At 34.7% G+C, this 24439-nt stretch carries 29 protein-coding genes and 2 pseudogenes; 12 read left to right on the top strand and 19 right to left on the bottom strand.

The annotated features are described in order from the left end of the window. Positions 1–5: 5 nt before the first annotated feature. From arsB to ACSBPO_RS10260, 9 genes are all read right to left on the bottom strand, one after another. Complete coding sequence (arsB, locus tag ACSBPO_RS10300) at positions 6–998, bottom strand: ACR3 family arsenite efflux transporter (protein WP_442600344.1); 993 nt, start codon at positions 996–998, stop codon at positions 6–8. Between the two features lie 92 nt (positions 999–1090). After that, on the bottom strand, positions 1091–1438 hold the full coding sequence (locus ACSBPO_RS10295; protein ID WP_442599959.1) for an ArsR/SmtB family transcription factor: 348 nt from the start codon (positions 1436–1438) through the stop codon (positions 1091–1093). Between the two features lie 173 nt (positions 1439–1611). Beyond that, a complete protein-coding gene (locus tag ACSBPO_RS10290; protein ID WP_442599958.1) occupies positions 1612–2844 on the bottom strand; it encodes an MFS transporter in 1233 nt (410 codons plus the stop codon). 116 nt (positions 2845–2960) lie between these two features. Further along, positions 2961–3464 (bottom strand): arsinothricin resistance N-acetyltransferase ArsN1 family A, encoded by a 504-nt coding sequence (locus tag ACSBPO_RS10285; protein ID WP_442599957.1) that lies wholly within the window; start codon positions 3462–3464, stop codon positions 2961–2963. A 49-nt stretch (positions 3465–3513) separates the two neighbouring features. After that, on the bottom strand, positions 3514–4656 hold the full coding sequence (locus tag ACSBPO_RS10280) for an NAD(P)-binding domain-containing protein (protein WP_442599956.1): 1143 nt from the start codon (positions 4654–4656) through the stop codon (positions 3514–3516). A 46-nt stretch (positions 4657–4702) separates the two neighbouring features. Further along, the gene (locus tag ACSBPO_RS10275; protein WP_442599955.1) at positions 4703–4846 is read right to left on the bottom strand and encodes a hypothetical protein; all 144 of its coding nucleotides are present in this window, start codon (positions 4844–4846) and stop codon (positions 4703–4705) included. Positions 4847–4881: 35 nt separating this feature from the next. Then, complete coding sequence (locus tag ACSBPO_RS10270) at positions 4882–5760, bottom strand: permease (protein WP_442599954.1); 879 nt, start codon at positions 5758–5760, stop codon at positions 4882–4884. 74 nt (positions 5761–5834) lie between these two features. Next, positions 5835–6281 carry a MarR family winged helix-turn-helix transcriptional regulator gene (locus ACSBPO_RS10265; protein ID WP_442599953.1) on the bottom strand — a complete coding sequence of 149 codons (447 nt, stop codon included), beginning with the start codon at positions 6279–6281 and terminating at the stop codon, positions 5835–5837. 471 nt (positions 6282–6752) lie between these two features. After that, a complete protein-coding gene (locus tag ACSBPO_RS10260) occupies positions 6753–7733 on the bottom strand; it encodes a zinc-binding dehydrogenase (RefSeq protein WP_442599952.1) in 981 nt (326 codons plus the stop codon). A gap of 151 nt (positions 7734–7884) precedes the next feature. On the opposite strand from ACSBPO_RS10260, the gene ACSBPO_RS10255 reads away from it, so the two are divergent. The 8 genes and pseudogenes from ACSBPO_RS10255 to ACSBPO_RS10220 all read left to right on the top strand — a co-directional run bounded on the left by ACSBPO_RS10255 (position 7885) and on the right by ACSBPO_RS10220 (position 13400). Continuing rightward, positions 7885–8322: a MarR family winged helix-turn-helix transcriptional regulator gene (locus ACSBPO_RS10255; RefSeq protein WP_442599951.1), complete on the top strand. Its 438-nt coding sequence runs from the start codon at positions 7885–7887 to the stop codon at positions 8320–8322. Positions 8323–8373: 51 nt separating this feature from the next. Further along, the gene (locus ACSBPO_RS10250; protein WP_442599950.1) at positions 8374–9021 is read left to right on the top strand and encodes an SDR family oxidoreductase; all 648 of its coding nucleotides are present in this window, start codon (positions 8374–8376) and stop codon (positions 9019–9021) included. Positions 9022–9114: 93 nt separating this feature from the next. Then, positions 9115–9651, top strand: coding sequence for an NAD(P)H-dependent oxidoreductase (locus ACSBPO_RS10245; protein WP_442599949.1), 537 nt, complete (start codon positions 9115–9117; stop codon positions 9649–9651). 131 nt (positions 9652–9782) lie between these two features. Beyond that, positions 9783–10307 (top strand): NAD(P)H-dependent oxidoreductase, encoded by a 525-nt coding sequence (locus tag ACSBPO_RS10240; protein WP_442599948.1) that lies wholly within the window; start codon positions 9783–9785, stop codon positions 10305–10307. 15 nt (positions 10308–10322) lie between these two features. Further along, entirely contained in the window at positions 10323–11345 is a 1023-nt protein-coding gene (locus ACSBPO_RS10235) for an aldo/keto reductase (protein WP_442599947.1), read from the top strand. A gap of 31 nt (positions 11346–11376) precedes the next feature. Then, on the top strand, positions 11377–12213 hold the full coding sequence (locus tag ACSBPO_RS10230) for an SDR family oxidoreductase (RefSeq protein WP_442599946.1): 837 nt from the start codon (positions 11377–11379) through the stop codon (positions 12211–12213). Between the two features lie 102 nt (positions 12214–12315). Beyond that, a complete protein-coding gene (locus tag ACSBPO_RS10225) occupies positions 12316–13026 on the top strand; it encodes an SDR family NAD(P)-dependent oxidoreductase (RefSeq protein WP_442599945.1) in 711 nt (236 codons plus the stop codon). Positions 13027–13038: 12 nt separating this feature from the next. Beyond that, positions 13039–13400: pseudogene (locus ACSBPO_RS10220) on the top strand (MerR family transcriptional regulator). A 166-nt stretch (positions 13401–13566) separates the two neighbouring features. Here the strand turns inward: ACSBPO_RS10220 and ACSBPO_RS10215 are convergent. The 3 genes from ACSBPO_RS10215 to ACSBPO_RS10205 all read right to left on the bottom strand — a co-directional run bounded on the left by ACSBPO_RS10215 (position 13567) and on the right by ACSBPO_RS10205 (position 15507). Beyond that, positions 13567–14208 (bottom strand): hypothetical protein, encoded by a 642-nt coding sequence (locus ACSBPO_RS10215; RefSeq protein WP_442599944.1) that lies wholly within the window; start codon positions 14206–14208, stop codon positions 13567–13569. A 162-nt stretch (positions 14209–14370) separates the two neighbouring features. After that, the gene (locus tag ACSBPO_RS10210; protein WP_442599943.1) at positions 14371–14928 is read right to left on the bottom strand and encodes a GNAT family N-acetyltransferase; all 558 of its coding nucleotides are present in this window, start codon (positions 14926–14928) and stop codon (positions 14371–14373) included. A gap of 426 nt (positions 14929–15354) precedes the next feature. Next, positions 15355–15507: a DUF3934 family protein gene (locus ACSBPO_RS10205; RefSeq protein ID WP_442599941.1), complete on the bottom strand. Its 153-nt coding sequence runs from the start codon at positions 15505–15507 to the stop codon at positions 15355–15357. A 252-nt stretch (positions 15508–15759) separates the two neighbouring features. Here ACSBPO_RS10205 and ACSBPO_RS10200 point away from each other — a divergent pair, with 252 nt between their 5' ends. Next, entirely contained in the window at positions 15760–16380 is a 621-nt protein-coding gene (locus ACSBPO_RS10200; RefSeq protein WP_442599940.1) for an NAD(P)-dependent oxidoreductase, read from the top strand. Between the two features lie 141 nt (positions 16381–16521). On the opposite strand, the gene ACSBPO_RS10195 is transcribed toward ACSBPO_RS10200, so the two are convergent. Further along, entirely contained in the window at positions 16522–16698 is a 177-nt protein-coding gene (locus ACSBPO_RS10195) for a hypothetical protein (protein ID WP_442599939.1), read from the bottom strand. Between the two features lie 430 nt (positions 16699–17128). Here ACSBPO_RS10195 and ACSBPO_RS10190 point away from each other — a divergent pair, with 430 nt between their 5' ends. Next, entirely contained in the window at positions 17129–17668 is a 540-nt protein-coding gene (locus tag ACSBPO_RS10190) for a sigma-70 family RNA polymerase sigma factor (RefSeq protein ID WP_442599938.1), read from the top strand. After that, positions 17661–18575 (top strand): hypothetical protein, encoded by a 915-nt coding sequence (locus ACSBPO_RS10185; RefSeq protein ID WP_442599937.1) that lies wholly within the window; start codon positions 17661–17663, stop codon positions 18573–18575. Before ACSBPO_RS10190 ends, ACSBPO_RS10185 begins: the two co-directional genes overlap by 8 nt. A 171-nt stretch (positions 18576–18746) precedes the next feature. On the opposite strand, the gene ACSBPO_RS10180 is transcribed toward ACSBPO_RS10185, so the two are convergent. The 5 genes and pseudogenes from ACSBPO_RS10180 to ACSBPO_RS10160 all read right to left on the bottom strand — a co-directional run bounded on the left by ACSBPO_RS10180 (position 18747) and on the right by ACSBPO_RS10160 (position 21842). Then, the gene (locus tag ACSBPO_RS10180; protein ID WP_442599936.1) at positions 18747–19145 is read right to left on the bottom strand and encodes a VOC family protein; all 399 of its coding nucleotides are present in this window, start codon (positions 19143–19145) and stop codon (positions 18747–18749) included. Positions 19146–19262: 117 nt separating this feature from the next. Further along, positions 19263–19839: pseudogene (locus ACSBPO_RS10175) on the bottom strand (histidine phosphatase family protein). A 173-nt stretch (positions 19840–20012) separates the two neighbouring features. Further along, entirely contained in the window at positions 20013–20786 is a 774-nt protein-coding gene (locus tag ACSBPO_RS10170) for a Cof-type HAD-IIB family hydrolase (protein ID WP_442599935.1), read from the bottom strand. Positions 20787–21028: 242 nt separating this feature from the next. Next, positions 21029–21310, bottom strand: a complete 282-nt coding sequence (locus tag ACSBPO_RS10165) for a DUF2277 domain-containing protein (protein ID WP_442599934.1) — start codon at positions 21308–21310, stop codon at positions 21029–21031. A gap of 37 nt (positions 21311–21347) precedes the next feature. Then, positions 21348–21842, bottom strand: a complete 495-nt coding sequence (locus ACSBPO_RS10160) for a DinB family protein (protein WP_442599933.1) — start codon at positions 21840–21842, stop codon at positions 21348–21350. A 231-nt stretch (positions 21843–22073) separates the two neighbouring features. Between ACSBPO_RS10160 and ACSBPO_RS10155 the strand changes: the two genes are divergently transcribed. Further along, positions 22074–23000 (top strand): sigma-70 family RNA polymerase sigma factor, encoded by a 927-nt coding sequence (locus tag ACSBPO_RS10155; protein WP_442599932.1) that lies wholly within the window; start codon positions 22074–22076, stop codon positions 22998–23000. A 169-nt stretch (positions 23001–23169) separates the two neighbouring features. Here ACSBPO_RS10155 and ACSBPO_RS10150 read toward each other — a convergent pair whose 3' ends face one another. Next, positions 23170–24015, bottom strand: a complete 846-nt coding sequence (locus ACSBPO_RS10150; protein WP_442599931.1) for a DUF2935 domain-containing protein — start codon at positions 24013–24015, stop codon at positions 23170–23172. Positions 24016–24439: the final 424 nt, after the last annotated feature.

Genomic DNA, 24439 nt, shown 5'->3' with positions numbered 1-24439 from the left:
CCTTTTTATGATTTTATCGCTTCTGTTGTGAAATACTTTCGTTGGAACCATAAAGCTACGTTTACTAATGCAATCATGACTGGCACTTCGACAAGAGGACCAATAACAGCCGCAAATGCTGCTCCTGAGTGAATGCCAAAAACTCCAACCGCAACAGCAATAGCTAATTCAAAGTTATTACTTCCTGCTGTAAACGCTAAAGTAGTGGTAACCGGATAACTGGCACCGAATTTTTTTCCCATAAAAAACGAAACGAAAAACATAATAATAAAGTAAATCAACAATGGGATGGCAATTCTTACCACATCTAATGGAAGGCTTACAATCACTTCCCCTTTTAAAGAGAACATTAAAATGATCGTAAATAACAACGCAATAAGTGTAATCGGACTAATTTTTGGAATAAAGACTTTTTCATACCATTGTCTGCCTTTAGCTTTTACTAAAATAAGTCTTGTTAACATTCCCGCAATAAAAGGAATTCCTAAATAGATAAATACCGATTTGGCCACTTCTGCCATGGTAATGCTAATGACGGCACCCTCTAATCCAATCCATTCCGGAATAATGGTCACAAACAAATAGGCATATAAGGAGAAAAATAACATCTGGAAAACTGAGTTAAAGGCAACTAATCCTGCCGCGTATTCAGTATCGCCTTTTGCCAGGTCATTCCACACGATAACCATCGCAATACAACGTGCTAAACCTATCATGATTAGTCCAACCATATATTCTGGTTTGTCTTGTAAAAAAATAATAGCTAATGCGAACATTAAGATCGGTCCGATAATCCAGTTTTGAACAAGAGACAGAACTAAAATCTTTACATCTTTAAAAACTCGACCCATTTCTTCATAACGAACTTTTGCCAATGGCGGATACATCATTAAAATCAATCCAATTGCTAGTGGAATGGATGTGGTACCCACCTGAAAACGGTTTAATCCATCCACAAAATCTGGCGAAATAAAACCAATTCCTATTCCTACAGCCATCGCTAAGAAAATCCACAGCGTCAGGTAACGATCTAAAAAAGATAACCGCTTTTTCCCCGAATGGTTCACAATAACCCCTTCTCTCTTTTCTTTTAATCACATGAAATGCGTAATCCCTTTTCTTCTAATTCTTTTAATTTAAAATCTTGATTTGGAAGGTGTTCCAACAATTCACTAACCATTGGATAAAACTCATTTTCTTTATTTAGTGAGTAAATAATCCATTGCCCTCTTCTGGTTTCATTCACTAACCCAGCATCTTTTAATTTACGTAAATGTTGACTTATAGCAGGCTGGCTCGTGTTAAACATCGCAACAAATTCACATACACAGCAATCATGACTAAATAATAACTTGATCATAGTTAATCGAGTTTTATCACCCAATAACTTTAAGATGTTTGCAGCTTTTTCTATTTCCACTGTTGCATTTACTAACAAATGAACCCCTCCCATCATATCCGAAAATTAGTATATAATAATTCACTTATATATTTCAATGACTTTTTTATATATTATTTGTAAAGATTTTATTAATATTTGTTTATTATTTTTGATTCTTAAAAATTAGCCCTAATACAGCCCATTAAAAAAAAGACCTAATTTTGGTCTTTTTATGTTTCAAATAATAAAACATCCTTTGTTTGCCCCTTAATAGGGACGCTCCACATTATCGCAAGTGCAAAACAAATTCCTCCGGCTAACCAAAACAAATGGATTAGTCCCATTTTTTGTTCTAATGTGAATCCTAGTATCGGGCCTAGTGCTGCTCCTAAATCTACAATAATGGTAAAAATGGTCATTATTACTATCTTATTGCTTGTCTTCGACGCATAATCACCTACAAATGTATCCATAACCATCGTTAGTACCGAGGCAATTAACACATGGACAAACAAAATAGGCAACCAGTATATTAAAGGAATGTCTAATGGGATGACCACAAGAAGTATGAAAGCACAGAATAGGAAAAAGACTAACATTCTATTTTTTTGTTTCGTCTTATCAAGCATGTTGCCAACCACCGGTACAACAAAAGGTGCGATTCCCCATCTTAATGCTTGTATAAATCCTGCAAGCGTAGCCGCTCCGACAACAATCCTAAAAACATCTATCTTATTTGTAAATTTAGCTTCGATGATATAACTCAACGTCGCGGTTAACATGCCATCAAGTATCATGACCAATAAAAATGCTGTTAACAATATCATAATGAGCTTTCTATTTAAAAATGATCCAATATTTTTCAGAAAAGAAGTTTTGTATTCATTACGTTCATTAGATTGTATAGACTTTGGAATGTATCTAATGATAATAGGAATGCTTAAAAAAGCAGAGATCCCTAAGAACATACTAATCAATTTTATTCCAAACAAATCGGATAACAGACCTCCCAATAACATTCCAAACAAACTTCCCAGCCTATATAATCCGTTATAGGTTCCCATGAAGTTTCCTCTGTTTGTATCCTGCGAATATTGTAAAATCAATAAATATCCGCCCAGTTTAAAAAGAGACCAGGCGAGCCCCCAGATCGAACGAAGAATAATCCAAATGCTAAAATTATCCACTAGCCCGTAACTAATCGTCGTAATCCCACTTAATATAACCGCAAGTAAAATTCCGTTTCTAAGATTCACTTTTTTATAGATATATCCAATTAAAGGATTTAAAGGCAGTCTCACAAATCGATTAACGGAAAGTAATATACCGACTTGAACTAAAGAAGTTAAGCCAACTTCTTTCCAATGAGTAGGCAATACAATATAGAGCATTGAGTCTCCCGCTAGGCATATGGCGGTGACCAACGCAATAGCTATTATGGGTTGTTTTGGGTTTAGTTTCATGTGACACCCCTCTCATAGAGACTTTATAAAAGACCAGTCTACATTTGCAGACTGGTCTCAAGATTCTCACCCACAGCAAGATTTCCCTTTAGTTGGACCTTCATCCTATATTTCTTCTAAGAATCCGTTAGTAGCTTCTCCATTGCCATAACATCCACGTATTGACCGTCTAACAAACCTTGGTTTTTAAAAATTCCTACTTCACGGAACCCTCTGCTTCTATACAATCCTTGGCCTAACTGATTAAAGGGAAAGGTAAACAGGACGATTTTATGAAAATCATTTTCTTCGGCGATGGTCTGAATCGCATCAAGAAGTTTCCCGCCAATCCCTTTGCCTCTACTTTCTCTTGAGATATAAAGAGACAAATCAGCCACTCCCAAATAGGCACAGCGATTATTATAGGGATTTAAAGCTGCCCAACCAAGAATTTGATCATCTTCTTCGGCAACGATTACTTGGTAACGTCCATTATGTTTTTCAAACCAATCCTTCATATAACTATAATCCTTTGTTTCCGTTTCCAAAGTTGCAATTCGGTCAACAATTCCTTCGTTATAGATCATCCGAATGGACTCAATATCCTTTTCTATTGCCTGGCGAATGAGTATTTCTCCCAACCCGTTCCCCCTCCTATTTTTAACACTTACTAATACCAACTATAATTGTTTAGACTAGATATCTTTGTACAGGTACCGTTTCTATCTTTTTTACGATAGAAGGTATGATAGAGAATGAGGTTTTCCTTAATCCTAGAATAAATCGGAATGTTGGTCCATGACTATGAGAAGACAAAGGACCTGCAAAATATAACCCGGGTACACTTGATTCAAAGGATTCATTTAATTTTGGAAATTTGTAAAACTCTTCTTCGCGCTCAATTTCAGATAATAAGGTTTCATCGAAAAACGGTACTTTATCGACGTTAATATGAAAGCCAGTAGCTGCAATGATATGGTTAACGATTTTTTCCGTTCCATCAGATAACACTAATCGAATTTCATCAGCACTTATCTGCTCTATTTTTTCAATCTCCACTCCCCCATTTTGTGGAACAATCCCTTCCACATAAGGTTTTAAGAAATGAGCGACACTACCTGCTGATTGCCCCCACCCTTGTTTCTTTTCTTCAAGAGGCAGATTGTAAAATATATCTCCAACATCTCGCAGTGCAATTTCATTTTCTCTGCTTCCTGCATAATTAGCCCCAGATTTACGATAAACCAATTCCACATCAGCACCATCGCGATGTAATAATCCAGCAGCTTCCCAAGCACTTTGGCCGCTTCCAAGGACAACGACTTTTTTCCCTTTGAATGGGGCAAAACTTGTGTAACCAGAAGTATGAGTAACTAAATGAGGTGGAAACCCTTTAAATAAATTTGGTAAGAATTTATAGTGTTCTACTCCCGTTGCAACTATAATATTTTTTGCTGCAAATGTATCTCCATTCTCAGAAGACACTTTATAGTAGCCATCTTTATGAACCACTTTTGTTACTAATTCAGGAGTAAACTCAATGCCTGCTTTTTTGGCAAACCAATTGGCATACTCCACAAAAATCGGTCTTGGAAGAGGTGTAATCAATTCAGTACCGGTTTCTTCCGAAAATTGCTGGATCGTGAATTCATCCTTCGAATCTGAAAAACTGACAAACTCGTGTGGTGTACGAATAAACATATCCTGAGGCATTTGATTTTTCCAAAAATCCATTGGGTATCCAAATAATTTGTATTGAAGCTTGTTTGCTACCACATGGGCCGCTAAAGAAATCCCAAAAGGACCTGAACCTATAATAATGACATCTAACATTCTACATCTTCCCCTTTTTTAAAAAAATTGTCTGTTCCGCTACTGCTTATGATTTACAACAAGAAGACCCGTTGGTATTCTCTTCTTTTTGGTCATCCTTCTTTTCGTCGTCCTTCACTTCGATGTATTGAATGTTGCAACAAGAGCTCGTGTTTTCCTTTTTTCCAAATAAATTTTTAAAAATACTCATTTCCATTTCCTCCTAAGTAATGATTTTTTTAGTAGTTAAACAATATAAAAGAGAAATCCTGAGATGGTTGACATCATAAATACTGATCCTACAAATGCTGTAACTAATTTCTTTTTAAAAATGCTGTTTAGAAGTGTCAATTCTGGAAGACTTGCTCCAGCAGAACTAATCATTAATGCCATAACAGGACCTAACGCCATCCCTTTGGCTACCATAATTTGTGAGATTGGAATCATCGTAGAAAGCCTAATGTATAAAGGAATACCGATAATCGCCGCAATCGGAACTAACCACCATTTGTCTCCACCCATATAAGTGGAAATCCAATCAGTTGGAACCGCCCCGTGGATAATGGACCCTATACCGGCCCCAATAATCAGATATGGATAAACTGTTTTCATTAACTGCAATGTTTCCGTTAAAGCTGCCTTTAAATTAAACCGTTTGGATTCTTGATTATAACCTGTCATAACCACGTTTCTGACTTGGTTGGCAAAACCTAATTTTTCTAATGTAAATCCAATGATGATTGATAAGATAGATGTAACGACGGTGTAAATAACGGCTACCTTCACCCCTAATATCGCTGTCATTAAGGTGATAATGGTTGGATCCAGTACCGGTGAAGAAAACAAGAAAATCATCACAATGCCGAACCGTACTTTTTTATTAAGTAAGTTCACCACTACCGGAATCGTGGAACAAGAACAAAAAGGTGTAATGAATGCAAAGGCTAAAGCAATAAGAGCACTAATTAACGGATGACTTTTTTCCATCCATCTTTCCATTTTTTCATACGGAATAAATCCTTGAATGAGGTTAATTAAAAACGAAATGGCTACAAACAAAACGGTCAATTCTAAAGCAATATACAAAAAGCTTTTTCCTATTTCTAACCAGTTAATATCCCACATGTTCTTTCTCTCCTTTTTTTAATTAATTGCAATTTGCAAGTAATGGTGATTTTTTTATGAGTAACAATTGTTACTCATAGTAATGGTTGACAGCAGTATGTCGATTTTCCCATGGCATTCGTCAATAGCTGAATGGACCGAAGCACTGTTTCCTTTTCAAATTCATTGAGATGAGAAAAAACCTCATCTAAATATTGTTTCATTTGTGCATCAATGGCTGTTGCCACAAACTTTCCTTCCGTCGTCAAAGATAGAATCGATATTCTACGATCATTGGGATCAGGAGTTTTTTTGACTAATCCCTGTTTGACTAAACTCTGGATTTGCCTGCTAAACGTGGTGATATCTATCCCTAAATTTTGAGCAATCTGTTGTATCGAAGGATTATGACCTTTATCTATTTCATATAAAATATGACTATGGACAACTGAGATTTCTAAATGACCAACGGTACAACAATTTTTACTTAAAAAACCAAAGCGACGAGTTAAGATCTGGAAGAGTTCTCGAGTATTTTCCATTTTTTTCACCTCTTGGATTTTATTATATATTATTATTTGCATTTTGCAAGTAATAATATTAAATTTTTTTAAGAAATTAAATTTCCTCATAAAAACCCAGTGTCCCTCATTTTTTCAAGTAGTTCACTAGAACCTCATTAAGCTGGTTGGCAATTAATTTAAAGGACACAGGTTCCGTTATTTTCACAAAAATGATCGTTTTTGGTGAATTATAGGACTGTGGTTCCGTTATTTCTCCTAATTACGTCTATTATCAAAGAAATCTAGTGAATAACGGAATCTGTGTCCTATAAACAATGAAAAAGCGGCTATTTTAATGTAATAACGGAACCTGTGTCCGATAATCAACTACAAAATTTTTTGTCTTATCTTAAATCTAATTTGTATTTCTAGCACAAAATAGCGCCCTCTGCCCATCAACTCTAACCTATTATAGTTAGGATGTTCCTTAGACAAAAACACCATTATTTCTTATTTCATTTTTGCTACAATTTTACCCCTAACATGTCTTTCTGAAAGACGAGATAAGGCATCTGGAACTTCCTCAAGGCTAATTATTTCATCTAGCATAGGAGAGATTTTTCCTTCATTTACTAGCTTAAGCATTTCCTCTCCTATTACCCCTAGGTCCTCTTGAGCCTTTTGACTACCAAATGGGTGTGCTGCACCAAGGGCAATTTCATGATAAGAAACTGATTTTGTAAAAGGTTTTATTTTTGTAAAATCAGGTGCACCAGAAATAAAGACAATGTGACCTAAAAAGGCTAATGCATCTAAGGAATCTGTTGCACTTTGTCTGCTTACTGCATCCACCACTGCATCTACTCCCCGCCCACTTGTAATCTCCATCACTCTTCCGATTACATTTACTTCATTGTAATCAATGACATAATCTGCACCAAGTGTTTTAACATAGTTATGATTATGACTGGAAGCTGTGGAAATAACCTTTTTACCTGCAAGTTTGGCTAATTGAACAGCAAAACCTCCTACTCCGCCAGCACCACCATGTATTAACATAGTTTCAATTTGATCCATTGGCAGTTTACGGAATAACGATTGGTATGCTGTATACCCGGCAGTCGGCAAAGCAGCAGCGTCTTGAAACGTTACTCCATCTGGAATTCGAGAAACAGTATGAGCAGTGGTTACAGTATATTCTGCAAAGCCACCTTTCTTAGTAAGGTCTCCATGATAGACTACTCGATCCCCTTTTTTCCACTTAGAGACACCTTCCCCAAGCTCTGCCACAGTACCCGCCACATCTAAACCAAGAATATGAGGATAAGACCAATTGGGATTGCCACCAGTAGCTGTTTTATAATCCACAGGATTTAACCCAACCGCATATACCTGAACTAATATCTCTCCTGGACCTGGTTTTGGAGTTTCTACTTCTTCTACCTTCATTTCTTTCCATTTATCTTTTTCACGCAATAGCAATGCTTTCATTTATCTCACCCTTTTTATGTATTATCCATAAGTTTTGAAACAAAGTATATATTATATACTGTTTAGGATGAAAACAAGAAAAATGATTTAGTTGACCTAACCGTTATTTCGTGTTAATTTGTATATGCAAATGAAAAAAAGGATTGATTACATGAATAATGAAGAAGAACAAATATTAATACATTGTCTATACTTTACAGCCAGTCGGTTTGCTCGTAACATTACAAAATTAGCCGAAAAAACATTTGATTTTGGCGACCTTGCTCCTTCCTATCTTTACATGATTATGATTGTAAAGTTCCATCCGGAAATCACACAGAAGGAACTATGTCATAAGTTATCTATTGCACCTTCGACAAGTACAAGGTTTATTGATAAACTTGAAAAATTAAACCTGGTCACCAGAAAAATGGATGGAAAACAATCACTGATTTCTTTAACAGAAGAAGGAGAAAAGGTGTACCTGCAGTTTCGGGTTTCTCTAAAAGAATTGTTTGATAGCTATTCTGAAATCTTAGGACGTGAGTTCAGTAAAGATTTAAGTAAATCTCTTCATGAAGCGAGCAATAAGTTAGAAAGAGAACTGTAATTTTTTTTAATCTTTCATTTGCATATACAAATAAGTAAGGAGGCAGTTGTTATGTCAGAAAAGATATTGCTCATTGTCGGCACAGGACCAGGCATTAGCTTAAATACAGCAAGGAAATTTGGAAAGAAAGGCTTTAAAGTCGCCATGATTTCGCGCAATATGGAGTCATTACAGAAATATGAAAATGAACTTAAATATGATGGGATTACAGCAAAAGGGTTTCCCGGGGATGTCTCTTCAGTTGAATCTTTAAAAACAGCCATTGACTCGGTTATTAAGACGTATGGGAAAATTGATGTACTGTTATACAATGCTGCTTCAGGAAGACCTGGCAAACCTACAACATTAAGCATTGATCAACTAGTGGATGATTTTAAAATCAGTGTAGCAGGTGCTCTTACCAGTGTAAAAGAAGTGATTCCCCATATGGTAAATGGAACTATTTTATTAACTGGCGGAGGATTAGCTCTTCACCCCTATTCTGACTATTCTTCATTAGCTATTGGAAAAGCAGGTATTCGCAATTTAGCATACAGCTTGCACCAAGAATTGAGCTCTAAAGGAATTTATGTTGGAACCTTAACGATTAAAGGATTTGTACAAGAAGGAACCTATTTCTCCGCTGAAAATATTGCGAATGCATTTTATAGCATGTACGAAAATCGAGCAGAAACAGAAATTATATTTGAAGAAAAATAAATTTTTTTGATATATCATTTGTATGTACAAATGATGAAATTTCCCTCACTAAGTGAAACCAAAAACTAAAAAAAGACAAAAGGAGACTTACTAATGAAAACCCTAGTCATTATCACCCACCCTAATTTGGAACAATCTCGCATTAACCGTACTTGGATGGAAGAATTGAAAAAACACGAAGAAATTACAATTCATACCCTTTATCAGGCTTACCCGGACGGGAAAATAAACGTATCACACGAGCAAAGTCTATTAGAAACACATGACCGTATTATTCTTCAATTTCCATTCTATTGGTACAGCACGCCTGCTTTGTTAAAACAATGGCAGGATGAAGTGCTTTCTTACGGCTGGGCATATGGCGAAGGAGGTGACAAGCTTCACGGTAAAGAACTAGGTCTTGCGATTTCAACCTTTGGACCGGAGGATTCTTATCAGACTACTGGCTATAATCATTTTACGATGGAGACCTTAACAACTCCTTTGCAGCAAACAAGCAACCTCATTGGCACGAAGTTTTTACCATTGTTTGTGTTGAATGGTGTTATGCATGTTTCAGATCAAGAACTTGCAGAAAATGTAAAAGCATATGTAGATTACGTTCTTCAGCCGTCAATGATAAAAGCATAATTTATTCACACACCACGGAATAACGATGAATCCCCAACTATCGGACTTTAATCGCAAAAAGGTATTTCCTCCACAGAAATACCTTTTGATGATTTTTATTTGAGTGTACTAACAATTGAAAGGTGATCAAGATGAAAACATTAGTTATTGTAGCCCATCCAAACTTGGAACAATCTAAGGTAAATAGAACGTGGATGAACCGTCTTCAACAAGAAGATAATGTTACAGTCCACAACCTATATGCACATTACCCAACATTTGAGATTGATGTAGAAAAAGAACAGCAGCTCCTATTGAAGCATGATCGTATCGTTTTGCAATTCCCCTTCTACTGGTATAGTTCACCCGCTTTATTAAAACAATGGCAGGATTTGGTTCTTACTTACGGTTGGGCATATGGGTCGAACGGAACGAAATTACGTGGCAAAGAGATTGTGTTAGCTATTTCAACAGGCGGACCAGAGACTGCCTATCAAGCTGGCGGATACAATCACTTCAGCATGAGCGAATTAACCAAACCATTCCAGGCAACCGCTAATTTGACCGGCATGAGGTTCTTACCTAGTTTTACGAAGCAGGGAGTACGCCTCTTAACGAATGAACAAGTCCTCGAAAGTGCTGAAGATCTGGTACGTCATCTAAAAAATAACTATTAGAAAAGAGGTTCTGTAATGAATTATAAATTATTAGGAAGAAGCGGCTTGCGAGTATCTGAATTAGCTTTAGGTACAATGACGTTTGGTGAAGACTGGGGATTTGGCGCTTCTAAAGAGGAAAGCCAAAAAATCTTCCATGCTTTCGTTGAAGCTGGTGGGAATTTTATTGATACGGCTGTCAATTATACGAATGGAACAAGTGAAAAATATGTGGGGGAATTTATTCGTGAAAATCGTGAACAGTTTGTTGTTGCGACTAAATATACACTGAACACTCGTCCAAATGATCCAAATGGCGGCGGCAACCATAGAAAAAATCTTGTTCAATCCGTTGAAAAGAGCTTAAAACAGCTACAGACCGATTATATTGATTTACTTTGGCTTCATGCTTGGGATTTCATGACACCGGTCGAAGAAGTGATGCGTGCTCTTGACGATTTAGTTCGTTCCGGAAAAATTCTTTATGTAGGAGTTTCGGATACACCTGCTTGGATTGTTTCACAAGCGAATATGCTTGCCACTCTCCGTGGTTGGACACCGTTTATCGGGTTGCAAGTGGAGTACAATTTGTTGCAGCGAACTCCAGAAAGAGATTTATTACCGATGGCACGCGCTTTAGATATTGGGGTTACCGCATGGGCACCAATGGCTGGCGGTGCACTCACGGGAAAATACAGCAATCCTTCATCAGAAAAAGGAAGATTATCACCTCAAAGTGCACGTTTAAATGAACGCAACCGGGCTATTGCTGCAGTTGTGGAAGAAATCGCAAAAGAACTAGCTGTTTCCCCTGCCCAAGTTGCAATAAACTGGGTCCGTCAACAAGCTGGTACCGTCATTCCGCTAATTGGTGCAAAACGAGAAGAACAAATGAAAGACAATCTTGGAAGTTTGGCTTTCCAGCTTTCAGAAACACATCTTACCCAATTAAATGAGGCTAGCAAAATTGACCTGGGGTTCCCTCATGATTTTCTTGCATCTGAATCTGTTTTAAATGCCATCCATGGTAAAACGTTTGAAAAGATAGAAAAAAAATAATAATGAATTGCTTGGAGAAAGGGTGAAATCGATGAAGGGGAAAATTTGTTTAATAACTGGCGGCAACTCAGGGATTGGCAAAGCAACAGCAATAGAATTAGCTATAAAAGGAGCAACCATTGTTCTATTATGCAGAAATGAGGAGCGCGGCAAAAAAGCAGTTCAAGATATTATGGAAGAAACAGGTAATACTCAAGTAGATCTCATTCTTACTGATTTATCCTCTCAGCGTTCCGTCAAACAAGCAGCGGATCAATTTAAGCAAAAGTATAACAAGTTAGATGTTTTAATCAATAATGCAGCCGTCTTTTTAGCGAAACGTTCTGAAACGGAAGATGGAATTGAAACCACATTTGCTACAAACTATTTATCTCATTTTATCCTTTCCCACCTATTACTGGAGTCGCTTGAAGCAAGTGGTGAAGGAAGAATTATTAATGTCGCCTCCAAGCACAACGGAATTAAAATGAACTTTAATGACCTCATGACCAAAGAAAATTATGCTTTTTTCAGAGCAGTAGGTCCTACTAAATTAGGGTTAATTTTATTCACGAAGGAATTTTCAAAGAAGCTTGAGGGGAAATGTGTGACCGTTAACAGCCTGCATCCCGGAATTATCCGCTCTAATCTTATGCATGACATGCCTTGGATCCTACGGACAATCTTCAAAACGTTGTCATCTAATCCGAAAAAAGGTGCGGTTACACCGGTCTATCTTGCTTCCTCCCCTGATGTTCTTGGCGTTAGCGGTAAATTCTTTGTTAACTGCAAAGAAACAGAAACTACTGAAGCTGCAAATGACCAGGATTCTGCCCGAAAATTATGGGATATCAGTATGAGCTTAATCAAGCCTGGAATCCTATCTTAAGTGCACCAAGTTTTTTGTAAAAAATCACTTGACCTCAACTTAGGTTGAGGTTGTATCTTTTAATTTGTATCATATCAAAATAAACTTTGGAGGAATGAAAATATGAACAAATTCGCTTTTGTAACTGGTGCTAATAAAGGGATTGGCTATGAGATCGTTCGTCAATTAGCAGAACAAAATTACCATGTATTTTTAGGATCACGTAATGAAGAACTAGGGAAAAAAGCTATACAATCTTTAGGCTTTGCGAATGTTTCATTTGTTCAAGTTGATATTTCAGACACAGATTCCATTCAAAACGCAAAAAATAAAATCCTTGAAGTAACGAATCACTTAGATTTGTTAATAAATAACGCAGGGATTGCACTCGATTTCGGCATATTGCCTAGTGAATTAAAAATAGAAACGTTGCGTAAAGGATTTGATGTTAACTTCTTTGGAACATTTCAGATGATCCAACAATTTTTACCACTAGTAAAAAACTCTCAAGGTGGGAAAATAGTAAACCTCACGACCGATATGGCTTCACAAACGATGTTTGACAATGGTCAAGCTGGACAACTTAATATATTAGGCTATAATTCATCCAAAACGGCTGTAAATTCTCTAACATTAGCCTTTGGTAAAGAATTTGGAGATAACGGACCTGAAATATTTGGTGTTACACCTGGTTTTACGACTACAGATCTTAATCATAATGCTCCAGGTGGGAAAACCCCTGTGGAAGGTGCACAAATTATTGTTAAATATGCATTGAGCGATACAAACTACAATGGGAAAATTCTTGATAAAAATGGGATAATCCCTTGGTAAATTACTATGAACATGAACTACACGATCGGTCAAGTTGCAAAAATGAATCATTTATCCATTTCTCAATTACGTTACTATGATAATCAAGGACTGTTCCCTTTTCTAAAAAGAACGGAAAAAGGTGATCGAGTTTTTGACGAAGATGCTCTTAATTTTCTGAAATTATTTTATGTTTAAAGAATACCGGAATGCCAATCAAGGAAATTAAACAATTTGTTGATTGGTCAATGAAAGGGAAAAATACTATTCCTCAACGACTCGAAATGATGAAACAACAAGAAATGAATGTTATACAACAAATTCGTGAAACGGAAGAAAATCTAAGAAAGATCCAACAAAAAATCATAAGATTAGAGAGTGAAATACAAAACTGATTCAAATTTCTCTTTGTGCAATTTGTTACCAAAAATGGACATGTGATTGATTTTTATACTATTCGTATGTTCAACTTAATTTTTGGGCTAATCAAAATAATATTTAGAAGAACTTGAACAATAAAAGGACGCTAATTTAGCGCCCTTTTATGGAACATCGAATAGATTATTCACCAAATTCAGAGATAGAATAATTTGTATTTTCAGGGAGCGTCTTAATAAGAAAATCTAATTGAGAATATCTATGATCATTTGAAATAAGAACTAATCCATTACCATCGTAATTTACCCATATTACAGTGGTATCTTCGATTAACGTGAGAATGGGTGTTTCTACATTTATATTTTCTCCCCTAAAACCTACAAAATCTCTAAATTCAATGCTATAAACATCCTTTTTAAGGGATAAACAAGCAAAATTGTTCATACTTCCATTACCATATAAATAAGGGAAGATTACGTTAAATTGGTCAATGTTTCGAATTACAACTTTATTATAATAGTCATTCTCATTCCATTTAGACTTTGTATAATCTATGGAGTTGGACGCATATTCTTCCTCCATTTCTTTTTGTTGAAAATCGTAACATTCAAAAAACGCATAAATAGGGAAAGGGTTTAATTTCTCCATCCACTTAGAAACAAACTCTTCTACTTGTCGTGCATCATTTCTTTCCAAGAAATGAACATCATAAAGATATGGAGTCTTTCCATCAATAGCATATGGAATATATCCTCCATCTTCTGGTTTGTCTGAAACATAACTCTGTGGAAGAATACCGATATCGATTTTTATAATATCTACCACCTCTATGTTATTTTTTTACTTACTCCTATTTACTAACTTCTCCCTATAGTAAATAGAATCGCCATTGATGATCTCTGTTATTAATCTATAGCTCACCTTTAGTTGAACAAAAGGAATCTGCTTAAAGATTTTAAACAAAATCTCTCCAGGTTTCTAATCTATTTATTCTATTATTCCAAAGTCTTTCCTTAACAATGAATACATATATAAATCATCAAATTTCCCACCAGTAAACTCATAATTTCTTAAAAGTCCTTCTCTAATAAATCCTTGCTTTTCTACCAACCTCTGTGATGATAGATTAGGTGGTTCAATTAAGGCTTCTATCCGTTGCAAGTTCAATTTTTCAAATCCGTATTTACATACAGCTTTAAGTGCTTCACTTGCAATGCTTTGTCCCCAATAATCTTTATGAAGTTCAAATCCAATTTCGGTACGATAATGCTTTGGAATCCTATTTAGAAATCCACAACTACCAATTACCTCATTATGATTTTTTAACGTAATCCCCCATCGAATACCGGTTTTCTTTTCAAATATGGATTGATACCATGATATTTCATCTAAAGCATCATTAATGGAGCCAAATGGTTCTAATCCATAGTACTTCATCACTTCTTTATCAGATAAATATGTTAAAACACTCTTCGCATCATCTGTATTTATTTCTCTTAAAATCAATCTATCTGTTTCAAGTACCGGATATGTACGTTCTTTCATTACATCTTCATCTCCCTTTGTTTGGAATTCCTGGTATTCTATAATAAAAATGGATATTCATTTCATCTATTTCAACACATCTTTTAATGACTGAACTTCCCTAAGGCAAAAAAAGCTGAAAAGAACAAGTTGTGAATAAAAACTTGTTTGTTTTCAGCTTAATGGGAACTTTTGTTATTGAAGAGTTACCCCTTTAATTTCAAATTCCTCAGATGTTGTTGATATACTTTATCTTTCCAAACGTAACCATGATGATCGAGTTCTATAAAACGAGTAATGTATTTCTCTTTTGAATATGTAACCCACTTATTTAATCTTTCATATTGGCTATGAATAAATTTTTTTACCGATACGTCTCTATTAAGCAAAGTCCCTTCTTAATCAAAGATGACAGCCTTAATCATATTTACTCAACTCCCCCTTTTATTATTGAGGGTCGTTTGTATTATCACTTTGCTTAACCCCTTTGCTTTTATACGGTTTGGCACTCTTTGCTTTATTTGCACTTGATTGCCAACGATTCCAGCCCTTCTTTCCCGTTCCTCTTCCAGTTCCGCCCTTAGCTTTAGCTTTACTCATCATATCAACTCCATAGTTAACTTTATTGTTTAGTTATATCCAATTGACTTTTTATTTTACCATTAAAGTCCTTAATAAAATACGAAATTCTATATTATCTTCTACCACTGAAAACACAAGTAGTGAATAAAAACTTGTATATGTTCAGCTTATTGGTATCTTTTTTTTGAAGATTAGCTTATCTAATTAAACAGGACAATAAAATAACTTTTATAGTAAACTATTAGTATTGAAAAAAGGAGCCTCATTCTTATGAATATTTTAATTTTAGGTGCAACTGGACGAGTTGGAAGTCAACTAGTTACTTATGCCCTTCATGATAGTCATCATGTTACCGTACTAGTTCGCACTCCAGAAAAAATTCAAATAAACAATGAAAATTTAACCATTATACAAGGGAATGTTCTAAATAAAAATGATATTGTACGTGCCATGCATGGGATTGATGTGATTATTAGTGCACTTAATACTGATGGCACAACTACTCTATCAGAAAGTATGCCACTTATTATCGAAGCAATGGAAAACGAAGGTATAAAACGAATCATTACGATAGGAACTGCGGGTATTCTGCAAAGTAGAACCACACCTAATTCTCTGCGTTATCAATCAAGTGAATCCAAGCAGAGATCAACCCGTGCAGCGAAAGAACATCATAAAGTATACGATATGCTCAAACAATCAACCCTCGACTGGACGATTGTCTGTCCTACGTACTTGCCGGATGGAAAAAAGGTAGGCAAATATCGAGTAGAACGAAATTATTTGCCGGAAGGTGGAGCTGAAATATCCGTTCCGGACACAGCAGAATTTACTTTTAAACAGATAAAATCTAGCGAGTATATAAAATCGCGTGTAGGTATCGCCTACTAAAATACCCTTTTCCTACTTTCATATAGGATTAACCCATTTGGTTGAAAAGGAAAATGGGATACGGCACTAATCCCAAATCTTCAACTAAATCTCTTCGTTACTATAATTAAAAGTGGTGAACAACGTTACTTCTTGAATGCATCAGTTTAAACTCGTAAAAAGCATAATGGAGAATACAATATAACCAAACATTAAAGCTCCCCAAGCAGTATGATTGGCGGTATTTTCATCGCCTTTCTGTATCTTCTTAGCCAATGAAACACAGTTAACAAAGAATATTATAGCTACAATTGGTGTTAAATAATAGAGAAATCCCATAGAACTTCATCCCCTTTCGACTGTTAAATTAACTTGCAATGTTTAATGATTATACGAACACATTTTTTAAACATATTAATATTTATTCGATAATGTTAACACCTTACCTGCATGTTAATTTAATTCCTCCTACAAAAAAAAAGTTCAAAATATCAAGGTATTAAATAATATCTGCCATATTATGGACTTCTTCCGTTTGTATATGGATGGGATAAAAAAATCTCATCATTACTTACATAATGATAATGATTTGTCTATTCCATCAGCAATTACTTTATCCATTTTTAAATCAGCTTTCAGTTGGTATCGATCATCTTCAAGTTTTTTAAGACTCTATTTTGTTTAAAAAGGATGAGACATATTTCTTTAGGGAGTCGTCTAACCAATGTCATGAAGAAATTAGTGTTAAAAGTAGGTGAATGAGACAATCATGGAAACAACATTGCCTTTACTTAGTAAAGAATTAATATTGGAGGAGTTGATACTAGAGTATGAGAAAAGTATTGTAAATCTTGCTTACACATATGTACATAATTGGAATACAGCTGAGGATATTAGCCAAGAGGTATTTATTAAAGTATTCAAGAAATTAGATTCATTTAATCACCAATCGAATATTAAAACATGGATTTATCGGATAACGATTAATCATTGTAAAGATTATTTGAAATCGAAATTTTTTAGATCAACATTTCTTACTGATATTATTCATCCATTCATTCCAAAATCGGAAGGTAATAGTTTAGAAATTGAGCATTTTAAAAAAATCGAGAATTCGGAACTGGCTTATGATGTTTTACAACTTAATATGAAGTATCGGGAGGCTATTATTTTATTTTATTATGAAGATTTGTCGATTTCAGAAATTAGTAGCCTATTAAACATCAATCCTTCAACAGTTAGAACCCGCCTGGAGCGTGGAAGAAAAAAATTACGTGAATTACAAGAGAGGAGACCTACAAGTGAATAATGAATTCAAAGAACTAAAAAAAGAATTGAATAATATATTTGATAGTCATCCCTACACTTCACGGAAGCAAGAAATTCTGAAAAGCGTTTTAAAGAAGGAAAAACACCCTTTTTTCTCATATAAGGCCTATAAACCAATTATTAATAGCCTGTTAACGTTTAGTTTACTAATTGGATTTGCCTATTTCTCCTATAACAATGTATTCAATGGATATTCAAATGGAGGTGTACAAATAAGTGAAACCGTTTCAATGAAAGAAATTCAATCATCGGTCGAATCAAAATGGAGTGAGCCCTTTGAGCAATTTCAGACTTTAAGAGGTTCTTATACTTTTACTGATCATATAGCCAAGCATACTGAAAATGTAACATATGCCATTTCAAACGAAAACAATACAATAAGAATCCTAAATTCAAATAATAATATTACTAGTATTATTGAAAACCAAAAAATAAACACTATATTTCATGATCAAAAATATTACCAAAAACTAAGTATCGTCGAACCGCCAGATATTTACTTAAAGAAATATCGTAATAATCCTATTTTAGCAGTATATCCTACACACTTTCATTATAGCTTATTTAGTGATGATTTTATTTGGACTCAAATGGAAGAAGCTAGATATCAAGGGTTTAATGTATATAAAATTAATGCGAAGAGAGAAAAAGGAAATGGAGATATAGATAACTATCATTTTATACTAGAAAAACAAACAGGATTTTTACTTGAACTTAAAGGATATTCGAAAGATAGGAACATGTTGCTTCAATATAAAACTCAAGAACTAGCGATTAATCCCAAACTTACACCTGAGATATTTAGTCCATCACTTGCAGGATACAAAGATATAGAAGAATATATAAAAGGCTTACCTGAATATCAAAATCGTGATAGTAACCAATAAGAGCATATTTATCTCGAAGTCACCCAAATTTTAAACGCTAAAAGGCTTTACTCTTCGATGGAGTGAAGCCTTTTTATAAGTGAAACTTGTTATTTTTAGCTAATTTGGAGCGTTTCTATGTAAGATTAGCCTTCGTATTTAAATCAATTTATACTTTTTATTGTAGAACAATTATTTAGGTAAATTTAGTTGCCACGAAACTCCAAATCGGTCATTTAGCCAGCCAAATTTCTTACTAAATCCATAATCTCCAAGTGGCATCAGTGCTTGTCCACCTTCGTTCAGTTTCAGATAAAGATGGTCAAGTTCTTCTTCAGTTTGACAAGTAACATATATGGAGAACGAAGGTGTAAAAGTAAACTGATGTTTTATATTACTATCAATGCACATAAATTCTTGACCTTTTAAGGTGAAGGTAGCCTGCATAACAGTTCCTTCATCCCCACTTTCGTTTGCACCATATCGAACAATATTTGTAATGGCTGAATCTTCAATCAGAGATGTGTAAAAATTCATTGCTTCTTCTGCTTTACCATCTTGGAACATTAAAAATGGTGTGACTTTTTCCATTCAAAATCTACTCCTTTTCGTATCTATTTTTTAAATATCATTCAATTCTAATATCACCAACAAATGTAGAGGCTAATAGCAAGACACCACCAAACATCTGAACAATTGTTGTTTTTTTCATCCAATATTTTCATTCCACAATCTTTGAACGTTGACCAATTCCTGTTCATTGAATTCCATTTTATAAATATCTGGTTTTGATGTACTATGTAAAAAATTTAAATCATAGTTGCTATCGAAATATCCCATCATCAAAGTCATAACAGCCCCGTGCGTACCTATTACTACTTTTTTATCCTTAAAAGTAACTAATAGTTGCTTTACTACTTCTATTGCTCTTCTTTGACAATCAGCATTTGATTCTCCACCCTCTAGTGAGTAGTTTGATTCAGAAAATGACTTTTCCAGGAGTGGATCCAATTCTATATCTGATAGTCGATTTTCATCAGAAAAATATTCTCTCTCTTAAATCTTCGAACACTAACACCTTTTTTCCTATTTGTTTAGCTAACTTTTCAACAGTTAAAATAGACCGTATGTATGGGCTTGAAACCACTGCATCAATATTTTCATCTTTCAATATATCAGTTAATCTTTGTGCATCCATTTCACCTTTTTGGGTTAATCCTCTTGTTCTATCATTTCCTATCTTCGGTGAATCACCGTGTCTCACCATATAAACAAACGTACTCATAATAAATTCCCTTCACATTTTTTGAATCGGCCTAGTTTGTTATTGGGAGTCCAACCATAAGTGTGGTGGTTATCCTCCCGAAGAAACTCATCCGTTGGTGAAACCTCAATCCAATAAGAAAAACAGCGATAATCTTAATAGAACGAATGCTGTTCGAAATTGGTATTAATAGTTTAAATAATTCCATACTTTTTCAATGCATAGTCAATTCCATCTTTACTAGATGGCTTAGTAACAAAATCCGCAATATTTTTAAGTTTTTGGTTTCCATTTCCCATTGCTATACCTAACCCAACTAATTCCAACATATCAATATCATTTTCACCGTCACCAAATGCGATAGCTTCCGATTTATCGATACCAAAGAAATCTAAAGTTTTCATTATAGCTAAGGACTTTGAAACATCCTCCTGTAACACATTTAACACATAAGGATGCCATCTCTTAAATGTTAGTTGCGGAAACTTTTGTTTATACTTCTCTACCGTTTCATCATTCGCAAACAAACACATTAAAAAGACGTCTTCTTTATGAATGAAATCATTAGTCTCAGGATACTCATTTAGAGACAAAGTTTCCTTCAATGCCGTTAGAATTTCCTTCTCATTAACACCATTCATACTAAATTTTTCTGTATAGAAAGACAAACCGTTATTCTCTAATTTGGCAAATTCTATAACCTCTTGAAAAATCTTTTTATCCATCGGTACTTTATGTATAACCTCTTGAACGTGCTTTACGTATCCACCATTTGCTGTTATAAATGTTTCTATGCCTAGTTCCTGTAGTTCCTTGCACATTGATAACGGTCTTCCTGTTGCAGCTACAACTCTAATCCCTTTGGTTTTCAAACTTTTTATAGCTTCAATAGAAGAATGAGGAATGCTGCCATCTTCGTGATTCGTAAGGGTCCCATCAATATCGAAAAAAACAATTTTATAACTCATATACTTCTCCCTAAAAGTAATTCCATATCTTTTCTACTATTCTACTTCTGAAAAGAAAATCCTTCTTAAGCTAACCTTCCACTTTTATTAAGATTTTGCATCTTCAATTCATATTATCCATTACAACCTACTAACCTGTTACTTCAATAAAAAAGGCGTTTCCACTTATTTTAGAAACGCACTTCGTTACAACCATTACTATTATTTTCTAATGCTTTTTCACTGTTCTTTTAAAATTAACACTAATCCCCACTATTTGATCCAAACCTTTTAGCTGATCTGATACGCGCACGTTCAGCTTCGTCCTCCCGATTACGAGGTTCAGAGTTAGTTTCCATTGCATTCAATAAATTTATAGTAACCATTGTAATTTCATTGATCGCTCGATTAAATGCTTCTTCGTTTAGCTTTGAAGGTTTATTATAACCAGTTATCTTCCTTACGTACTGTAAAGAAGCTGCATGAATTTCCTCTTCGGTAGCTGGTGGATCAAAATTAAATAGTGTTTTAATGTTTCTGCACATAAGTTACTCCTCTTTAAATTAATGATAATAAATAGTATTATATATATCTTTCCAACTCATCTTTTTGACGCAGATGATGACGAAAATGCATTCCAACCAAATCATACCATTCCTTTGCATTCAGCCAGCCGAACCCTCCATGTTCAACTTTATTATTTGGGTTCATATCATCCACTTTCGATTCCCAATGACTCAATCTTTGAATTAACTGATCCATCCGGCTAATTAGTTCTTCCTTGCTTTCTGAATTATTTGGTGGAGAATTTAGTTCATCTGGTAATCTTATTTTAATAGGCGGAAAGCCTCCGTTCCTAAATAATTGCTCACCAAACTGGGTTTTCCCAAGGGGTTGTTCCTCATTTAATGCAGCACATATTTCCATATTATCAAGATACTCATGGGCAACAACAATTAGATGGTCATACATCTGTCCGATAGACCAAACCCCTTCTTCCGAGATATATCTTAGCTGTTCCAATGAATAATGATAAAGATCACTTTTGAAGGTAATAAGCAGTTTATTATCTCTCATTTATATACTCCTTTGTAATAGTCAAATAAAATCTGAAATTTTTGTTTTTTTTATTTTATAAATAATAATACCATTAATGATGACAAATTCCTTCTACCACTTATATTCCAGCCTTCTGCATTAGCCTACATAAATAAAGATACTTACCCAAAAAAATTTTTTTCTGCCCGTATAATTCCTTTATAGTAAATCGTCTTAATATTGTAAGATATTTAAAAGGGAGGATTTAAAATGGAACAAACAATAATCTACAATGATTTAATCGACAAAACCCGTAAAAATAGAAAACATTTTGAGGAAATTGTTTCTGGTTACTCCGAGGATTTATGGAATTACTGTAGGTATATTACTGGTTCACCCTGGGATGGAGAAGATCTTTTCCAAGAAACAATGATTAAATCCTTTGGACTTCTTCCGAATAGATGGAGCGAAATTACTGATAAAAAATTCTACCTATTCAAGATTGCAACTAATACATGGTTCGACCAATGTAGAAGAGTTAAACGTAGTGTAGGAATTTTGGAGGAACTTCCTGAGCCCAGTATAGACTTTTCAGACAATCTGATATTAGAAGAAACTTTATCTTGTTTGGAATCATGTTTAACTCCAAAACAAGCAGCAGCATTTCTTTTAATGGATATTTTTCAATTTAATGCAGTAGAGGTAGCTGGTATTGTTCAAAGTACCCCGGGTGGTGTTTATTCTTCTATTCAACGTGCCAGAAAGAATTTATCCTCTGTAGATTTTTCTAAAACCAAAGCTACTCTAGAATCAAATCATAATAATGCCACTATCCAAGCATACCTAAAAGCTTTTAATAATGGTGATTTAGAAAGTTTACTAAAATTATTTAGCGATCAAGCACACAATGAAGCTTGTCTTGGATTTCAGGAGTTTTCAAAAGATGAAATGCTTAAAGGGTCTCTTAAATTTGGATTACCTGGTCACCTTGCTGTAGAAGCGTTTCTTTGGGGTAACCCAGTCATTATTATTCAGACAAAAGATAACGAAATTCATGATATTCAAATTCAAGAAATCGAAAACGGAAAAATAGTAAGTCATAAAAGCTATTTCTTTAGAAAAGAATTCATTCTAGCCGCTGCAAAAGATCTCGGAATAAAAGCACAACTAGTAAAACCTCCTGTTAGTTGGATTTAAACTTTTGGGGATGATATATTGTTATCTCTATAGCTCCTCGTTTAGTTAGCTAAATTGCATTTTTTAATAAAAGTTGGTAATTGGCAACCAACCATAAAAAAACAACCAACCTTTTTTGATATAAGGTTGGTTCTTTGATTTTAATACACAATTTTTAGAGATTGATACACTACCTAGTTTGAGGATTATTGCTTGTAAGGTGAGCATCGAACATATCAATTATCTCAAGGAATCTATCAGCTTCACGGAAAACATGGTCTGCCAACAAAGGGTGAATAATACTCTTAATCTTGCATTGTTCAATTAAATCACGGGCTGTTTTCTTGAAGTCCCTTAGAGATGCGACCGACACCCGATTTTGATCCAGGAATTGATCTAAAAGTGGGACGGTTTGAGATTGTGGCTTCATAGATTCTATGTCCCTTGCTTGATACAGCAATTGATCAAAATCGTTACTGAAGTTCCGTGCTACATCTATTAGTTTCCTCTCGGACGGATCAAGGAGATGACCAATAAATTTGGCATGGTCGGCCATAATCCTTAAGAAAAAGACATTTTCTTTAATAATGGCATCTGGGAGCGGTTGCAATTTTCCTTCATTCAATTCAATTAATCGTTTTCTAAAATAATTTGCTTCCCTGCTGGTATGGTCTACTAATAAGGGAAAATTATTTGCACCTGGTAGTTTGCATGTAAGAATTAATCCTAATACTTTCCGTTTAAATAAGAAAATATTAGATGCGGCTAGTTGAACTTCTGAATTAAATCTTCTTATTTGTTCTGGGTCCGTTTGATTATTAAAGGAATGTGAAGTTTGTTCGATTTGTTCAAATATTCGATAAAATTGATTAGCCTCTTGTATGAGTTGAGTATCCTCAGCTCTAAAACCTAATCGAAGAAATAAAGAATGCTCTTTCATGATTCTAGCCCAAAAACGTATTTCGTTTAAGGAACGCTCAACAAACATTACTGAGGTAACACCTGTATCAGTATGTAATTGTTCATTTCCATTCATTCCAATCCCTCCAATAATCAACCAATTACTCTATTCATATTATTTAATAAATATCAATATGCCAATAAATGGTTAGGACAACCTTGGTTAAACAGATCTAGGAAAATTGTATAACTTTGTTAGAGTTTTCGCGACATTTTAAGGGGCAGTACTTCAAGATACTATTGAAAGGCGAGGATCAAATTGGACCTCAATTTTAAGGATAAAAAAAATATCAGACACGTTATTTGCGCCTGATACTCATTAAAAAAAATTATCTTATTGTTTTTTATGCTCGCTCCAAGAAATCACTTCATCCAACATCGCATTTGAATTATTCAGCTGTACCTCTGTTGGTTTAAATTCCGAAACATTTCCAAAATCGGTAAAGAGACTCAATGTTGGGAGGATCCAAACATTTAGTACATAAATAACCTTAATTTTA

The sequence above is a fragment of the Neobacillus sp. D3-1R genome, from assembly GCF_052180215.1.
GTDB lineage: Bacteria > Bacillota > Bacilli > Bacillales > Cytobacillaceae > Pseudoneobacillus.
Note: the sequence above shows the minus strand (reverse complement) of the source record. Positions and strands in the feature narration are given on the sequence as shown.

Coding starts and splice junctions, on each gene's coding strand:
- arsB (WP_442600344.1), bottom strand. CDS start 998: ATGGCTGTAGGAATAGGAATTGGTTTTATTTCGCCAGATTTTGTGGAT.
- ACSBPO_RS10290 (WP_442599958.1), bottom strand. CDS start 2,844: ATGAAACTAAACCCAAAACAACCCATAATAGCTATTGCGTTGGTCACC.
- ACSBPO_RS10280 (WP_442599956.1), bottom strand. CDS start 4,656: ATGTTAGATGTCATTATTATAGGTTCAGGTCCTTTTGGGATTTCTTTA.
- ACSBPO_RS10275 (WP_442599955.1), bottom strand. CDS start 4,846: ATGAGTATTTTTAAAAATTTATTTGGAAAAAAGGAAAACACGAGCTCT.
- ACSBPO_RS10270 (WP_442599954.1), bottom strand. CDS start 5,760: ATGTGGGATATTAACTGGTTAGAAATAGGAAAAAGCTTTTTGTATATT.
- ACSBPO_RS10265 (WP_442599953.1), bottom strand. CDS start 6,281: ATGGAAAATACTCGAGAACTCTTCCAGATCTTAACTCGTCGCTTTGGT.
- ACSBPO_RS10260 (WP_442599952.1), bottom strand. CDS start 7,733: ATGAAAGCATTGCTATTGCGTGAAAAAGATAAATGGAAAGAAATGAAG.
- ACSBPO_RS10255 (WP_442599951.1), top strand. CDS start 7,885: ATGAATAATGAAGAAGAACAAATATTAATACATTGTCTATACTTTACA.
- ACSBPO_RS10250 (WP_442599950.1), top strand. CDS start 8,374: ATGTCAGAAAAGATATTGCTCATTGTCGGCACAGGACCAGGCATTAGC.
- ACSBPO_RS10245 (WP_442599949.1), top strand. CDS start 9,115: ATGAAAACCCTAGTCATTATCACCCACCCTAATTTGGAACAATCTCGC.
- ACSBPO_RS10240 (WP_442599948.1), top strand. CDS start 9,783: ATGAAAACATTAGTTATTGTAGCCCATCCAAACTTGGAACAATCTAAG.
- ACSBPO_RS10235 (WP_442599947.1), top strand. CDS start 10,323: ATGAATTATAAATTATTAGGAAGAAGCGGCTTGCGAGTATCTGAATTA.
- ACSBPO_RS10230 (WP_442599946.1), top strand. CDS start 11,377: ATGAAGGGGAAAATTTGTTTAATAACTGGCGGCAACTCAGGGATTGGC.
- ACSBPO_RS10225 (WP_442599945.1), top strand. CDS start 12,316: ATGAACAAATTCGCTTTTGTAACTGGTGCTAATAAAGGGATTGGCTAT.
- ACSBPO_RS10210 (WP_442599943.1), bottom strand. CDS start 14,928: ATGAAAGAACGTACATATCCGGTACTTGAAACAGATAGATTGATTTTA.
- ACSBPO_RS10205 (WP_442599941.1), bottom strand. CDS start 15,507: ATGAGTAAAGCTAAAGCTAAGGGCGGAACTGGAAGAGGAACGGGAAAG.
- ACSBPO_RS10200 (WP_442599940.1), top strand. CDS start 15,760: ATGAATATTTTAATTTTAGGTGCAACTGGACGAGTTGGAAGTCAACTA.
- ACSBPO_RS10195 (WP_442599939.1), bottom strand. CDS start 16,698: ATGGGATTTCTCTATTATTTAACACCAATTGTAGCTATAATATTCTTT.
- ACSBPO_RS10190 (WP_442599938.1), top strand. CDS start 17,129: ATGGAAACAACATTGCCTTTACTTAGTAAAGAATTAATATTGGAGGAG.
- ACSBPO_RS10180 (WP_442599936.1), bottom strand. CDS start 19,145: ATGGAAAAAGTCACACCATTTTTAATGTTCCAAGATGGTAAAGCAGAA.
- ACSBPO_RS10170 (WP_442599935.1), bottom strand. CDS start 20,786: ATGAGTTATAAAATTGTTTTTTTCGATATTGATGGGACCCTTACGAAT.
- ACSBPO_RS10165 (WP_442599934.1), bottom strand. CDS start 21,310: ATGTGCAGAAACATTAAAACACTATTTAATTTTGATCCACCAGCTACC.
- ACSBPO_RS10160 (WP_442599933.1), bottom strand. CDS start 21,842: ATGAGAGATAATAAACTGCTTATTACCTTCAAAAGTGATCTTTATCAT.
- ACSBPO_RS10155 (WP_442599932.1), top strand. CDS start 22,074: ATGGAACAAACAATAATCTACAATGATTTAATCGACAAAACCCGTAAA.
- ACSBPO_RS10150 (WP_442599931.1), bottom strand. CDS start 24,015: ATGAATGGAAATGAACAATTACATACTGATACAGGTGTTACCTCAGTA.